Origin of the sequence: Rhodococcus sp. SMB37 (genome assembly GCF_004345605.1) — a bacterium.
Taxonomy (GTDB): domain Bacteria; phylum Actinomycetota; class Actinomycetes; order Mycobacteriales; family Mycobacteriaceae; genus Rhodococcus.
The window spans coordinates 79,526-93,609 of record NZ_SLVY01000004.1; the positions used below are offsets into that span (position 1 = coordinate 79,526).

Sequence of the window (14,084 nt, forward strand, 5' to 3'; positions counted from 1 at the left end):
TGCTCAGCAGAACGCGCGTGCGGCGCGCCACCCCGAAGGATGACGCGCCGCACGAAAGACTTCACTGAACCCGAATGATTCGAGCAGGTCAGGCTCAGGCCTCTTCTGCTTCCTCGGTCTCGTCGGCTGCTGCATCTTCGGCGTTCGCCTGGGCAGCGGCCTCGACGATGTTCACGATCAGCAGCTCGGGATCGTCCTGCAGGGTCGAGCCCGCGGGAAGCTCGATGCCTCCGGCGAGGATCTGGGTGCCGATGGGAGCACTCTCGATCGACACCGAGATCTCCTCGGGGATGCTGAGGGCGTCGGCCTCGAGCTTGATCGTGCTGACCTCGTGGACGACCAGCGCACCGGAGCCCGCGATGCCGGTGAGGACGACGGGCACCTCGACGGTGACCTTCTCGCCCTTCTTCACCACGAGCAGGTCGGCGTGCTCGATGTTACGGCGGATCGGGTGCGTGGTGACCGACTTGGTGAGGGCGAGCTGCTCGGTGCCCTCGATGTCGAGGGTCAGGATGGCGTTGGTGCCGTGGTTACGCAGAACGGCAGCGAAATCGAGGCCGGGAAGCGACAGGTGCTTGGGGTCGGTGCCGTGGCCGTACAGGACGGCGGGGACCTGGCCGGCACGACGGGTGCGGCGGGCGGCGCCCTTGCCGAACTCGGTGCGGACAGCGGCGACGAGACGGTTCTCGTTGGACATGGTGCAACGGCTCCTACGCTAGTGAACTCTCACGGGGTCGGTCTTCTCGACGAATGCGGGACCGGACACGCGCGGCAGTGGAGCGATTTCTACGCCCTGACGGAGCCGCAGCCGCGTCGATCACGGTGAGCCAGCGATTACGCGGTTCACCCTCGCCGAGACAACTCGACATACTTTACCGGATCCGAATGCGCAACGCGAACGGGCCTCGTTATGTGAGTGAGCGCACCGCGACGAGGAAGCGATCGACGTCGGCCGGGGAGACGAAATAGTGCGGTGACGCACGGACCACGGCATCGAGTTTCCGCTGCGACATATCGAGGAGGGTGGAGCTGCGTGAGCTGACGGTGACGGTGATCGCCTGCGCGGCGAGCGCGTCGCGCACCGCAGTGGGCTCGATGCCGTCGACGGTGAATGACACGATCCCATTGAGCGGCGCGCCGCGATCGTGCACGGTGACACCCGGGATCCGCTCGAGCCCGTCGCGGGTGTGCTCGGCGCGGTAGCCGATGGCCTCCACCACGGCATCGAGTCCGAGGTCGAGCAGATAGTCGATGGCTGCGCCGAGCCCAAGCCTGGCCGCGACGTCGGTCTCCCACATCTCGAAGCGCGACGCGTCGGGTGCGAGTTCGTACGTGTCGGGGGACGTCCACGTCGCGCTGTGCAGATCGATCATCGCCGGCTCGAGGTCGAGGATCAACCGTGGTCGCACGTAGAGGAACCCGGTGCCTCGCGGGCCGCGCACCCATTTGCGGCCGGTGCCCGAGAGCGCATCGACGTCCAGTTCGGGCACACTCACGGGCAGTTGCCCCACAGACTGGCACGCGTCGAGCAACACCAGCGCGCCCACCGCATGCGCAGCGTCGGCGACCTCGCGGACCGGGTTGACGAGTCCGCCGTTGGTCGGTGCGTGCACCACCGAGACGAGTTTGACGCGCTCGTCGAGCAGCTCGCGCAGTGCCTCGACGTCGATGCGTCCGGCGTCGTCGGAAGGAACCACCTCGACGCTCGCGCCGGTGGCACGGCCCCGTTGCAGTGCCGCGACGGCGTTGGCGGCGTACTCGGCCTGCGAGAGCAGGATGCGGTCGCCCGGTTCGAGCGGCACCGCGTAGAAGAACGACGTCCATGCCCGCGATGCGCTGTCGGACAACGCCATGGAGGTAGCGTCGACCCCGAACAACCGTCCTAGGGAGGCCTTCACTTCGGCCAGGTCACCGAGTCGCTCGTTGGCGGCCGCGTATCCACCGACTTCGGCCTCGCGTCGTAGGTGGGCAACGACGGTGTCGACGACCGGAGTCGGAGGGAGTGAGGACCCCGCACTGTCGAGGAACACCCGTTCGAAACAGCCGGGTGTGTCGCGGCGGGCCTGTTGCACATCGAGCATGGAAGTGGGCCTCCATTTCCTGTCGGCAGGATCTACTGGCCGAATCTAGTGTGGTCGGTGTGGCGCCGGAGCGTTCTCTGGGCGTTGCGGCGATGTGCGCGTTAGGCTCGCTCAGTGACCTGGCCCACCGACGAAGGAGGGTGGATCGAGTGGTGATGGCGATGGACGCGGCGATGCCGCGCGCCGACAAGGAGCTCGGTCCGCGTGCTTCCGCGGAGGAGTACGTACGTCGGGTGAGTTTCCGCTTCGGCCCACCGCGGCTGATCGGCGCGGAACTCGAATGGCTGACGGCCCGTGCGGACGGAACCGCGTCGCGGCCGGAGCTCTCGTCGATCGTCGAGGCACTCGGACCCCACGCCCCGAAGGCCATCGCGCCGTCGTCGTCGGCTCGCCCGCTCCCGTCGGGCAGCGCGATCAGTCTGGAACCGGGCGGGCAGGTGGAATTGGCGAGCGTGCCGTGTACGTCGGCGCGGCAGACGGTGGATCGTCTGGTTGCCGACGCGAAGATGCTGCGATCGCTGCTTGCGCGCCGCGCAGTGTCGATGCTCGACTGCGCGACCGACGAGATCCGGCCGCCCCATCGCTTGCTTCGCACGCCGCGATACTCCGCGATGGAATTGCGGTTCGACCGAATCGGCCCCCTCGGGCGGCTGATGATGAACAGCACGGCCGCGGTGCAGGTCAGTGTCGATGCGGGCGCCGACGACGTCGAACTCGCTCGCCGCTGGGAGCTGCTCCACGCGATCGGTCCCGCATTGATCGCCGCGTTCGGGTGTTCGCCCGCGCTGCGGGGCGCTCCGGACGGGGCATGGGTGTCTCAGCGGATGCGTACCTGGCTGTCGCTCGATCCCGAGCGCACCGCGATGGTGGCCGACCCGCAGAAGTATCCGGCCTGGGCGCTCGACGCCCCGTTGCTGTGTGTCCGATCGGCCGGCCCTGAGTGGCACGCACCACCCGGCGCCTCGTTCGCCGAGTGGCTGAACGGAAGTCTCGACGACGAGCTCGGTCGTCGGCCCACTTTCGCCGACCTCGACTATCACCTGACGACACTGTTCCCGCCGGTGCGCCCGTGCGGGCATCTCGAGGTTCGGTATCTGGACGCACAGCCGGGCGACCTGTGGCAGGTGCCGATCGCGACCATCGAAGCTCTGCTGAGGAGCCCGGAGGTCATGGCGGAGGCATCGGCGATCGCCGAACCTGTCCGTCAGCTCTGGGTCGATGCTGCGCAGCAAGGTCTCGCTGCCGTCGAATTACGCGCCGCCGCAGTGGGATTGTTGTCCTTGGCTGCGGAGTCGTCCCCGGATATGAGGTTCACCACGGCGCTCGACGCCGCCGCGGCGCGCTGCATGCGCGGGCAGTTGCCGGGGGTGGCCGAACGGTGAGGATGCTGCGCGACCGTCTCGAACGTGATCTCGAACGCGCTCGTGCACGGACACATGCGCTCACAGGTATCGACGATTCCGAACTGACGCAGCAACATTCGCCGCTGATGAGTCCTCTGGTCTGGGACCTCGCGCACATTGCGAATCAGGAGGAACGTTGGCTGCTGCGTGAAGTCGCGGGGCGCGGCTCGGTGCATGAGGGGATCGACGAACTCTACGACGCGTTCCTGCATCCTCGCGCGAGCCGGACCGCGCTTCCGTTGCTCGGTCCGGACGATGCGCGCCGGTACGCGGAACGGGTGCGTGAACTGTCACAGAAAGTGCTGCAGAGCAACAACTTCGATGACGAACTCACCCGCGACGGTTTCGTCTTCTCGATGATCGCCCAGCATGAGCAACAACACGACGAGACGATGCTCGCGACCCACCAGTTGCGTGCCGGACCTCCGGTGCTCGACGCCCCGGAGGCTCCGCGCGAGGCGACACCCCCCGAGTACGAGCGGGTGTCGATCCCGGCGGGGGAGTTCGAGATGGGTACCTCGGACGACCCGTGGGCGCTCGACAACGAGAAACCCGTGCACCGGGTGTACCTGCCCGCCTTTGCGCTCGACACCCTGCCCGTGACCAACCGGCACTTCGCCCGATTCATCGAGGACGGTGGATACCGGCGCCGCGAGCTGTGGAGCGACGAGGGGTGGGCGCACCGCTGCGACGTGGGTCTCGAGGCGCCTCAGTTCTGGCACCGCGATGTCGACGGACGTTGGTGGCGACGCAGTTTCGGACGGGAGCTGCCTGTGCATCCGGACGAACCCGTCGTGCACGTGTGTTTCCACGAGGCCGATGCCTTCGCACGCTGGGCGGGCGCGCGTCTGCCCACCGAGGCGGAATGGGAGAAGGCCGCGCGGTGGGATCCGGAGACGGGACGCAGTCGACGGTACCCGTGGGGAGACGACGACGCCGGCCCGGAGCACGCCAATCTCGGCCAGCGCCACCTGGGTCCCGCAGTGGTGGGTGCCTACCCGGAAGGGGCGTCTCCGCTCGGCATACATCAGCTGATCGGTGATGTGTGGGAATGGACATCGTCGGGTTTCGACCCGTACCCGGGCTTTCGTGCATTCCCGTACCGGGAGTACTCGGAAGTGTTCTTCGGCGGCGATTTCCGCGTGCTCCGCGGTGGGTCCTTCGGGACCGATCAGGTTGCGTGCCGCGGAACGTTCCGGAACTGGGACCATCCGATCCGCCGACAGATCTTCGCCGGATTGCGCCTCGCACACGATGTGCCGGAGTCGGCCGAGGCCCCTGATGTGTAGGCACCTGGGATACCTCGGCCCGGTCGAGTCGGTTGCGTCCTTGCTCACCGACGGCCCGAATTCGCTCATGCGGCAATCGTGGGCGCCCACAGACATGCGTGGTGGTGGCACTGTCAACGCCGACGGTTTCGGTGTTGCCTGGTGGTCGGACGTCGGTGCCCTCGGCCGATACCGCTCGGCCCTGCCGATCTGGTCGGATCCGTTCGTCACCGAAGGGCTGCCCACGATCCGGTCCGAGGCCGTGATGATCGCTCTCCGATCCGCAACGGAGGGCATGCCGGTGGAACGTAGTGCCAGTGCACCGTTCTCGGATGGGCGCTGGGCCTTCAGTCTCAACGGTGTGGTGCGCGGCTGGCCCGGATCGCTGGTCGAACTCGCGGAGAATCTTCCGGTGTCAGAACTGCTCGAACTGGACGCCCCCACCGATTCCGCTGCGCTGTGGATGATGTTGCGTTCGCGACTCCGTTCGGCCGAACCGGAACCCGCGCTCATCTCACTCGTCCACGATGTCATCGCGCGAGCGCCGGAATCACGTTTGAACATGCTGTTGTGCAACGGCAGTGGTATGTGGGCAACCGCGTGGCATCACTCGTTGTGGACGCTCGTGGACGAGAACGTCGCGATCGTGAGCTCCGAACGTTTCGACGACGACCCGCGCTGGCAGGAAGTCGCCGACAAGCACCTCGTCAATGCAATCCCCGGCAAGCTGGTCGTCACTCCCCTGGAGGTATCCGCTACGTGACCATCGACGTGTTCATCACGCCCGAAGAATTGGACGAGACACTGCGTGCTGATGCGCGACGTGGCCTCACCTCCACCCCCAAGCGTCTGTCGCCGACGTGGCTGTACGACGAGCGGGGAAGCGAGTTGTTCGATCAGATCACGTTGCTGCCCGAATATTATCCCACCCGAACCGAATTCGCGTTGCTGCAGGACCACGCCGCGGATATCGCGGAGGCGGCGAAACCCGAGGTGCTGGTGGAGCTCGGATCCGGCTCGTCGGAGAAGACCCGGGTGCTGCTCGACGCGCTGAAACCGTACATCCATACGTATGTACCGCAGGATGTGTCCGAGCCGGCATTGAGCGCGGCGGTGCGTCGCCTGTCCGTCGACTACCCGGAGCTCACAGTGCGCGGCGTGGTCAGCGATTTCACCGGTTCCCTCGAACACCTGCCCGCCGGCGGACACCGCATGGTGGCGTTCCTCGGCGGCACGATCGGCAACTTCGAGCCCGCCGAACGCATCGAGTTCCTTTCTCACCTCGGGACGATCCTGAACACCGACGAATGGCTGCTGCTCGGCGCCGGCCTGGTCGTCGACCTCGATGTCCTCATCCCGGCGTACGACGACGCCGCTGGTGTGACAGCCGAATTCGACCGCAACGTACTGCGTGTGGTGAACCGCAGGCTCGACGCCGATTTCGATCCCGACAAGTTCGTGCACCGCGCCGTGTGGGACGCGGAGAACGAATGGATCGAGATGCGACTCGAAGCGACCGAGGCGATGACGGTGCACGTCCGCGAATTCGATCTCGAACTGAGCTTCGCTGCGGGAGAACAGATGTGCACGGAGATCTCTGCGAAGTTCCGGCTCGACGGCATCGGAAGAGAGCTCGACGACGCAGGCTTCACCGTCCGGCGCGAATGGGTCGATCCCGACGGGAGATTCGCGCTGTTCGCCGCATCTCGTCGATGACGCTCCGGAGGAAGGTCGCCTTCGGTCTACAACCCGCGCGAGACCACCGCATGCGTGACCCGATCGTCGATCGACGAGACCGGGTTCTCGCGGCCCACCCATCCGTCGCCGCCGAAGTACGTCTCGACGATCTTCTCGGCGGTGCGGGTCGCGAGGGCCTGTGTGGTCAGCGTGGGGTTGGGGCCACCGAGGCTGTTCGGGAGCGCCGAGTTGTCTGCGATGTAGAGCCGCTTGACCCAGCGTGCTTCCGCGGAGGAGTCCAGGATCGAATTCTTCTCGTCCGAACCCATTCTCATGCTCGATTGTGCGTGCAGGATCAGCGGCGGCCAGTCGCAGCGATGCACAGACTTCGCCCCCGCCGCGCGCATCAACTCGACGGCCTTGCGGGTGCAGTACTCCCGGTTGCGTCGGGTGCGGTCGGATCTCGTGCGGTGCTTCACCGTCACACGCGGCACGACGCCGTGCTCGTCGGACGGCAGCAGACCGGGCACGCTCACGCGGTTTCCGGGTTCGACATCGTCGTCGGTGATCACGAGTGCGCCGAGCACGCGGTCGGCGTCGGAGAGGGTGGTCAGCAGATCGCGACCGACCAACCGGCCGAGGCTGTCGGCTCCCGCAGCATCGACCACGCCGCCCGCACGACCGTAGCCGTGGATACCCGAGTCGCTGTAGCCCAGCGAATACGCCAGCAGCGCCGGCGGCATGCCCACCTGCTCGATCGCGCCGTATCCCGGAAGGTCGACGCGCGCATTGGAACCGGCTCCACGCGTCTCGCCGGTGTACTCGTCGAAGACACCGAACACCGCGTCCATGTGGTGGTCGGTCAGGCCGCGACCCACCCACTCGTCGGGGTCGGGGAGTTCCGAGTTGAGCCACAGCCGCGGCGACTCGATCGCGCCTGCGGCCAGCACGACAACCTTCGCTTCCGCTTCGTGCTCCTCGCCGTCGGCCGTCCGGAATCGCACGCCGTGCGCGACCGTCTCGCCGGAGACCTCGCGGACGAGGATCTTCGTGACTCCGGCATCGGTCATGAGGGTCACGGGCCTACCGTGCGGTGACCACGCGTCGGCGGTGAGCATCATCGGTACGTACGAGTTGTCGGTGGAGCGGCGGGCCTTGAGATTCCGCGGCGCACCCAGCGGCAGATAACAGCCCTGGTAGCAGTGCCCGCACATCGTGCAGCCGCGGGCCTGGGGATGATGCAGCAGCGCGGGGTCGCGAGTGCGTCCGGCGGTGCCGCCGGGTTGCAGGATCGCGTTCTGCTGCGAGCGATGCGCAGGTCCGGTGGTATCGAGCGACGTCTGGTGGGGGAGACCCATTGCTGCGGCGCCGCGCAGGAACACCTGTTCCTTCGTGCCCATCGGTGCGGTCTGCACGGGCAGTGTCGCCTCGACCCACTCGTAGTAGCGGCGCAGTTCCTCGTATCCGAACGGGAACAGGTGCTCGGTGTCGTACATGTCGCGGTCGGCGCCGTCGTATCCCTCGAACACTCCGGGCACCGCGCGGGGCGAGTTACCGAAGTAGTGGAGGGTCGCGCCACCGACGCCGGAGACCTGCCACACGAACGAGTTCTGCGGCAGGTCGCGCAGCCACGGCCCGGCGGATCTGTCGCCGGGGCCTTCGCGGAGGAACCCGGTGATCGGGTTGTTGGCGTCGTTCTCGAAGTGCGTCCACTGGTTCTCCGGGTCGTCGAAGCGTGGCCCGGACTCGAGCACCAGCACATCGAGACCCCGTGCGGCGAGTTCCTTCGCGACGACCGGCCCGCCACCACCGGCACCGATCACGATGACATCGGTCAACGTCATCCTTCCGCTCGATCGACGCCGCCGTAGTAGCCCTGGAACTCGTCCCACCCGTCGCTCACGCCCTCGTATCCGGTCAGCTCCCAGCCCACCGGGCGGCCGGTCAGCTCACGGAGTTCGCCATCGAATGAGGAGACCTCCGAGTAGGCGACGAACGCGGCGAGTGTGGGAATGGCATTGACCGCGTACTCGATGGGGCGGCCGGGAAACTGTGGCTCGGTGTCGAGGAGTTCGAAGACGTGCGCCTTGGTGGCGTGCGACAGGTTCGCGAACGGCGATGCGAACGGTCCCGCTACGGATGCCGGTCCGGCGGTCACCGCGAACAGGTCGACCAGCGCCGCGATCGCGGAGGAGCCTGTGACAGCGATGCCGAGCATGTCTATCAGGGGGATCGGGACGGCGAGGTCGAAGGTGCGTTCGAGAGTCTCGGCGGCGCCCGGTGTGACTCCGCCGGGAACCTCGGTCGACACACCCTGGTGCTGCGAGTACGGGTCGTTTCCGGGCGCCACGAACGCGAGGATGCCGTTGATCGTGTCGCGGACGGAGTGGCTCGACGGTGTCGGTTGTGCCGTAGCCTCACCGGCGAACGACCAGGCCACGCTGGTCAGTACCGCGCCGGTCGCGACGACACCCCCCAGGAATCGTCGTCGACTCCACAGTGCATTCGTCTCCACGCCACTCCCTCCCGGTCCGGGCAAAGCTTACGGACTTTCCCTGTGGATCTCAGTGAACGCCGTTCCGAAACCCTGTCGGCGACCAGTGACCGGGATCGGACACCGCGTGACCGCGAACCGTCGTGATAGACGGGAAGGGATGCCCGGCACGAGAGGACTTCGATGGACAGTCAGTTCGACGACCATGACATGACCGCACTCGCCGAGGCGATCGCACGCGGCGACCTCTCGCCGCGGGAGGCCTTGGAGTGCTCCCTCCGCCGCCTCGACGAGCGTAATCCGACGGTGAACGCGGTGGTGAGCGCACGCGCAGAACAAGCGCTCGCCGAGGTCGATGCGGGTCTTCCGGACGGCCCGCTCAGGGGCGTTCCGTTCCTGATCAAGGACCTGCACGCGGACGTCGAGGGCCTGCCTACCACTCACGGCTCCCGGTTGTTCGCCGGGCGGATCGCCGGCCGCGACAGCGAACTCGTCGCCCGCTACCGACGGGCGGGACTGGTCGTTCTGGGTAAGACCAACACTCCCGAATTCGGGCAGAATGCGTCCACCGAACCGGTGTTGTTCGGACCCACCCGGAACCCACGCCGGCTCACCCACAGTGTCGGCGGATCGTCCGGTGGCGCGGGAGCCGCTGTCGCTGTGGGTATCACCCCGGCGGCGCACGGCAGCGACGGTGGCGGGTCCATCCGCATCCCGGCGTCTGCGAATGGCCTTGTGGGGTTGAAGCCCTCGCGAGGCAGGATGCCGTCGGCGTCGCCGATGGGCTCACCGATGTCGGTGGAGCACGCACTCACCCGCAGCGTGCGCGACACGGCGTCGCTGCTGGATCTGACGTGTGGGCCGCAGACCGGAGCGCCGTTCGGAATCGCCCCGCCCGCACGGCCGTACGTGCAGGAGGTGGGTGCGGATCCGGGACGGTTGCGGATCGCGCTGAGCACGGTGAAGCCGTCCGGTGACCCGGTGCACCCGGACTGTGTGGCTGTGGCGACGGATGTTGCGCGGAAACTCGAGGCGCTCGGGCACCACGTGGAGGTCGCGACACCGGACTACCCGCAGGACGCACTTTCGGTGTCGTTGCAGACGATGATGGCCGCGCCGATGGCCGCGCTCGTGAACCGGCGGCTTGCCGAACTCGGCCGCGAGCTGCGCGACGACGATCTCGAGACATTGCCCCGCGTGCAGTACGAGCGGTGCACCACGATCACCGCCGCAGACCTCAGCGCCGCCTACACGGAACTCGAACGCGCCGGATACGAGATCGGTCGATTCTTCACCGCATACGACCTGCTGCTCACACCCACGTTGGGACGCCCGACCCCAGGCCTCGGATTGCTCGACGTGATGGATCTCGACGCGATCTGGAAGAACTCCGGTGACTACGGCGTGATGACGAGCCCGTTCAACACGACCGGGCAGCCCGCGATCTCCCTGCCTCTGGGTGCGGACTCCACGGGGCTTCCGTTGGGAGTGCAGCTGGTCGCTGCCCACGGTCGTGAGGATCTGCTCCTGCGGATCGCGTCGCAGCTCGAGGCGGCGCACCCATGGGACACCATGCCCGTGTGGCCTGCCGTCGAGTGACCGGTCGGCCGTTCGAGCAGCCGGGCACAGCCAAGGGCACAGCGTGATGGTCTCATTTCTTCAAGACAGGGCGGGGACCTCGTTGACAACCTGTTGTGCATGAACCTTCAGTTGACAGACTCCCGCGTTGCCGTAAACCTGCAGTCCACCCCTTTACACCTCGGTCTCGGATGCCGATCCCGACCGGTCGAGGGGTTCACGTTCGAACCTGCGACCCTCGACGCCTACGCGGCGGCGATCGCCGACGACGGCATCGAGGGCCGGCTCGTCGTCCTCATCGACGAGCATGGCCGAGGGAACCACTGGGAGCGGCACCCGGCAGGTGAGGAGGTGATTGTGTGTATCAGCGGCGCGATCACCGTCGTACGTGAGATCGGCGATGGGACCGAGCAGGTGACTCTCGGTCCGGGTCAGGCCACCGTCAACCCTGCCGGCGTATGGCACGCGGTCGACGCGGACGGTGACGCTCGGATCCTCACGATCACTCCCGGGCTCGGCACCGAGCACCGGGGCCGGTGACCGTTGACGGCGCTAGTGAGCGAGTAGTTCGCTGCCGCGCCAGGCGGTCGGGGTGAGGCCTGTGAAGTCGCGCCAGTCCCGGACGAGGTGGGCTTGGTCGGCGAATCCGGTCGCCGAAGCGATTGTGGACCATGTGGGCGGGGTACCTGCCGTGGCGAGGACGTAGGCGTGCTCGAAGCGCAGAACACGTGCGGCTTCTTTGGGTGTCAGGCCGATCTCGCTGTGGAACTGCCTGGTCAGGTGGCGTCGACTCCATCCGAGTTCGGCTGCCAACGATCCGATCTGGACAGCGCCGCGGGAGCTCGACAGTCGCCGCCATGCCTCGCGGACCTCGGGCCGGATGGGAGCACGTGCCGCTGGGCTCGTGTCGTGACCGCGCACGGCCGCCAAGAGGACGTCATCGACGGCGGCGAACCGCTCACGCCACGAGCGAGCCTCGCGGCTCCGCTCGGTGAGTTCACGACCGAGTCCGCCGAGGATGCGGCCGACGTCGACCACGTCGTTCGCGAGGGCAGCCGCGGGCATCCCGTAGACGGCTCGGGCTCCCATTGGAGTCAGCGACACCTTGACGCCGTGCTGACGACCGTCGTGCCCGATCGCGACGGCTTTCGAAGTCAGGCCACCTACAAGGGCATCGAACCGCCCGTCGCGAACCGTGCATCCCTCGACCGGAACGACTTGGATCGGCTCGGACAGTGAGACGACAAGCGTGAGATAGCGCCCCGGTGCGCCCCGGTGAATGCCAGGTGGAAACCCGTGCTGCTCGAAACCGTCATACGACATGACGTACCCACGCAATGCCGGGGAGGGCTGCGCTGTCACCTGTGTCGCTGAACCCACAGTCACCCCATCAATCTACGCGTGAGCGCCACGAGCGCTCCAAGGGCGAGCCTGCCCGGATTCGCCCTCGATCGCTGGAAGAAGCGCAAGCAGCTGCCGACCGAGCCTTCGCCGGGCTGGTTCGAGGACTGTCTCGGCCGCGTGGTCGACAGGCTCCGGTCCGAGACCGATGCGGAGATCGGCCTGGCCTCCATTCCCGTGCTCGGACAGGACCCGGAAGCATTGCCGGCAGAGGCGTCGTCGCGGTACAGCGCGATGATCGCTGACCTTGCCGCCGGCCAAGGTGTCGTCTATCTACCCGTCCATGAGCGGCAGGTCGCCGAGCTCGCGGCCGAGCGGCCCGCCGTTGTCCCCTACGAGGAGATGACCGCGGCGAGGTTCCTCGCCATGCTCGCCGAGCGTCGGATCCTGGGCCGCAGTCTCGACATGATCTCCGATCGGAGAGGGCTCCTCCTTACCGTCGATCACGTCCACCAGAACAGCAAGGGCGCGGCCCTGATCGCCGAGACGCTCGAAGCCGGGCTGCTGCGTCGGCATTGAGCCGCAGTCGACTCCCTGACGCCTCACCGGCGAACGACCACACCACGGAGCGGCGCGGCTCGCTTGGACGGACCGTCCGGACACGGCAATGTTGGGAACCATGCCGGCCCGTCCCACCCTCACGTCACCCGCCCTTCTGCTGATGGCGGTCGCGACCGGGCTGTGCGCGGGCGGCAACTATTTCAATCAGCCCCTGCTCGAGTCGATCACCGAAGCCCTCGGCACAACCCATTCGGCGGCGGCGTCGACCGTCACGATCGCGCAGGTCTCCTATGCGCTGGGGCTGATGTTCCTGGTGCCACTCGGAGACATGCTTCCGCAGCGGCGCCTGGCGGTCACCCTCATGTTCGCGGCCGCGGCCGGGCAGGCGATCAGCGGTTTCGCTCCGAACATCGGTGTACTCATGGCGGGCACGGCGATCGCCGGGTTGTTCTCGGTCGCGGCGCAGGTACTCGTGCCGTTCGCGGCGACCCTCGCGGCACCGGAACGGCGAGGTAGAGCAGTGGGCACAGTGATGAGCGGGCTTCTCGTCGGCATCCTGCTGGCCCGCAGCATCGCGGGAATCCTCGCCGAATTCGGCGGCTGGAGCACCGTGTACCGGGTCTCGGCCGGCGCAATGGTGATCGTGGCCATCGCGCTGTGGCGGGTGTTACCACCGAGCACACCCACCGCCGGACAGCAGAGTTACGGCGCAATCCTCCGTTCGCTCGCCACCCTCGTGCGGACGTATCCGCGCCTCCGCACGAGGGGACTGCTCGGGGCGATCTCGTATGCGTCGGTCAGCGTGTTGTTCTCGACGATGGCGTTCCTGCTGTCGGCGCCTCCGCACGGACTCGGCGAACTGGAGATCGGGCTCGTCGGCCTGGCCGGCGTAGCCGGTGCACTCGCGGCGAACACAGCGGGACGCCTGGCCGACCGCGGCTACGGGCCGACAACCACGGCGGTCGGTGTCGTCGTGCTCATCGCGTCGTGGGGTGCGCTCGCCGCGGGTGGGTCGTCGCTGTGGTGGTTCGTGGTGGGCATGCTCACCATCGACCTCGCACTCAACGCCATCCACATCACCAACCAGAACATCATCTACGGACTCGACCCGGACGCCAGGTCGCGTGTGAACTCGGTATACATGACCACCTATTTCGTGGGGGCGGCATCGGGATCAGCGCTCGGCGCGCTCGCCTGGGCCCTCGCGGAATGGACCGGCGTGTGCATCCTCGGGGCGCTTCTCGGCGGATGCGCCGCGGTGCTGTGGTGGATCGACCTGAGACTCAGCCGTCGTGAGCAGTCACCCACGTCGCGATCCGTGTCCGGGACGTGACCCCGAGCTTTGCGAGGATCCGTTCGACGTGCCCGTCGACTGTGCGGGGAGAGATGACGAGTTTGTCGGCGATGGCACGATTGCTCATCCCGTCGGCCACGAGCCGGGCGATCTCGAACTCCCGTTTGGTCAGCGGCGAGGTGTTCTGGGCCGCTCGATTCGGTGCGGTGGTGCTCTCACCCAGGGCGAACGAGACGGCCTGATCGATTGTCATGTCGTCCGGCGGAGACGAAAGCCTTTCGAACACATGGTCGCCGAGAGCCGTCCGGGCCGCGTCTCGGGCGGCATGCGAATTACCCGAGTGTAGACGGCGACCTGCCACTGCGCATCTATGTTCCGGAAGGCACA

14 protein-coding genes are annotated in these 14,084 nt (G+C 67.1%); 8 read left to right on the top strand and 6 right to left on the bottom strand.

Annotated features, from left to right (window positions below; genetic code table 11):
- Positions 1 to 94 precede the first annotated feature (94 nt).
- Positions 95 to 697 carry a 50S ribosomal protein L25/general stress protein Ctc gene (locus tag EV641_RS08120; protein WP_054715479.1) on the bottom strand — a complete coding sequence of 201 codons (603 nt, stop codon included), beginning with the start codon at positions 695 to 697 and terminating at the stop codon, positions 95 to 97.
- Between the two features lie 211 nt (positions 698 to 908).
- On the bottom strand, positions 909 to 2,081 hold the full coding sequence (locus EV641_RS08130) for an aminotransferase class V-fold PLP-dependent enzyme (RefSeq protein ID WP_132471437.1): 1,173 nt from the start codon (positions 2,079 to 2,081) through the stop codon (positions 909 to 911).
- A 155-nt stretch (positions 2,082 to 2,236) separates the two neighbouring features.
- Between EV641_RS08130 and egtA the strand changes: the two genes are divergently transcribed.
- From egtA to egtD, 4 genes are read left to right on the top strand one after another with little or no spacing between them, the layout of a single operon-like run.
- The gene (gene egtA, locus EV641_RS08135; protein WP_132471629.1) at positions 2,237 to 3,463 is read left to right on the top strand and encodes an ergothioneine biosynthesis glutamate--cysteine ligase EgtA; all 1,227 of its coding nucleotides are present in this window, start codon (positions 2,237 to 2,239) and stop codon (positions 3,461 to 3,463) included.
- A gap of 2 nt (positions 3,464 to 3,465) precedes the next feature.
- Positions 3,466 to 4,773 (top strand): ergothioneine biosynthesis protein EgtB, encoded by a 1,308-nt coding sequence (gene egtB, locus EV641_RS08140; RefSeq protein WP_132471628.1) that lies wholly within the window; start codon positions 3,466 to 3,468, stop codon positions 4,771 to 4,773.
- A complete protein-coding gene (gene egtC, locus EV641_RS08145) occupies positions 4,766 to 5,515 on the top strand; it encodes an ergothioneine biosynthesis protein EgtC (RefSeq protein ID WP_132471438.1) in 750 nt (249 codons plus the stop codon). Before egtB ends, egtC begins: the two co-directional genes overlap by 8 nt.
- Positions 5,512 to 6,468 (top strand): L-histidine N(alpha)-methyltransferase, encoded by a 957-nt coding sequence (gene egtD, locus EV641_RS08150; protein ID WP_132471439.1) that lies wholly within the window; start codon positions 5,512 to 5,514, stop codon positions 6,466 to 6,468. The genes egtC and egtD overlap by 4 nt, the downstream gene beginning before the upstream one ends.
- Before the next feature lie 26 nt (positions 6,469 to 6,494).
- On the opposite strand, the gene EV641_RS08155 is transcribed toward egtD, so the two are convergent.
- Complete coding sequence (locus EV641_RS08155; protein ID WP_132471630.1) at positions 6,495 to 8,267, bottom strand: GMC family oxidoreductase N-terminal domain-containing protein; 1,773 nt, start codon at positions 8,265 to 8,267, stop codon at positions 6,495 to 6,497.
- A gap of 2 nt (positions 8,268 to 8,269) precedes the next feature.
- Positions 8,270 to 8,944, bottom strand: a complete 675-nt coding sequence (locus EV641_RS08160; protein ID WP_132471440.1) for a hypothetical protein — start codon at positions 8,942 to 8,944, stop codon at positions 8,270 to 8,272.
- Between the two features lie 162 nt (positions 8,945 to 9,106).
- Here EV641_RS08160 and EV641_RS08165 point away from each other — a divergent pair, with 162 nt between their 5' ends.
- The gene (locus tag EV641_RS08165) at positions 9,107 to 10,522 is read left to right on the top strand and encodes an amidase (RefSeq protein ID WP_132471441.1); all 1,416 of its coding nucleotides are present in this window, start codon (positions 9,107 to 9,109) and stop codon (positions 10,520 to 10,522) included.
- A gap of 99 nt (positions 10,523 to 10,621) precedes the next feature.
- The gene (locus EV641_RS08170) at positions 10,622 to 11,041 is read left to right on the top strand and encodes a cupin domain-containing protein (protein ID WP_132471442.1); all 420 of its coding nucleotides are present in this window, start codon (positions 10,622 to 10,624) and stop codon (positions 11,039 to 11,041) included.
- A gap of 12 nt (positions 11,042 to 11,053) precedes the next feature.
- On the opposite strand, the gene EV641_RS08175 is transcribed toward EV641_RS08170, so the two are convergent.
- Positions 11,054 to 11,887, bottom strand: coding sequence for a helix-turn-helix domain-containing protein (locus EV641_RS08175; RefSeq protein WP_199233183.1), 834 nt, complete (start codon positions 11,885 to 11,887; stop codon positions 11,054 to 11,056).
- Positions 11,888 to 11,902: 15 nt separating this feature from the next.
- On the opposite strand from EV641_RS08175, the gene EV641_RS08180 reads away from it, so the two are divergent.
- Both EV641_RS08180 and EV641_RS08185 read left to right on the top strand, forming a co-directional pair.
- Positions 11,903 to 12,421, top strand: coding sequence for a hypothetical protein (locus tag EV641_RS08180; RefSeq protein ID WP_054720550.1), 519 nt, complete (start codon positions 11,903 to 11,905; stop codon positions 12,419 to 12,421).
- Between the two features lie 100 nt (positions 12,422 to 12,521).
- Entirely contained in the window at positions 12,522 to 13,736 is a 1,215-nt protein-coding gene (locus EV641_RS08185) for an MFS transporter (RefSeq protein WP_132471443.1), read from the top strand.
- Here the strand turns inward: EV641_RS08185 and EV641_RS08190 are convergent.
- Positions 13,687 to 13,950, bottom strand: a complete 264-nt coding sequence (locus EV641_RS08190) for a LuxR C-terminal-related transcriptional regulator (RefSeq protein WP_054715870.1) — start codon at positions 13,948 to 13,950, stop codon at positions 13,687 to 13,689. The two genes, EV641_RS08185 and EV641_RS08190, sit on opposite strands and share 50 nt — an antisense overlap.
- Between the last annotated feature and the right edge of the window lie 134 nt (positions 13,951 to 14,084).

Coding starts and splice junctions, on each gene's coding strand:
- EV641_RS08120 (WP_054715479.1), bottom strand. CDS start 697: ATGTCCAACGAGAACCGTCTCGTCGCCGCTGTCCGCACCGAGTTCGGC.
- EV641_RS08130 (WP_132471437.1), bottom strand. CDS start 2,081: ATGCTCGATGTGCAACAGGCCCGCCGCGACACACCCGGCTGTTTCGAA.
- egtA (WP_132471629.1), top strand. CDS start 2,237: ATGGCGATGGACGCGGCGATGCCGCGCGCCGACAAGGAGCTCGGTCCG.
- egtB (WP_132471628.1), top strand. CDS start 3,466: ATGCTGCGCGACCGTCTCGAACGTGATCTCGAACGCGCTCGTGCACGG.
- egtC (WP_132471438.1), top strand. CDS start 4,766: ATGTGTAGGCACCTGGGATACCTCGGCCCGGTCGAGTCGGTTGCGTCC.
- EV641_RS08165 (WP_132471441.1), top strand. CDS start 9,107: ATGGACAGTCAGTTCGACGACCATGACATGACCGCACTCGCCGAGGCG.
- EV641_RS08170 (WP_132471442.1), top strand. CDS start 10,622: ATGAACCTTCAGTTGACAGACTCCCGCGTTGCCGTAAACCTGCAGTCC.
- EV641_RS08185 (WP_132471443.1), top strand. CDS start 12,522: ATGCCGGCCCGTCCCACCCTCACGTCACCCGCCCTTCTGCTGATGGCG.
- EV641_RS08190 (WP_054715870.1), bottom strand. CDS start 13,950: ATGACAATCGATCAGGCCGTCTCGTTCGCCCTGGGTGAGAGCACCACC.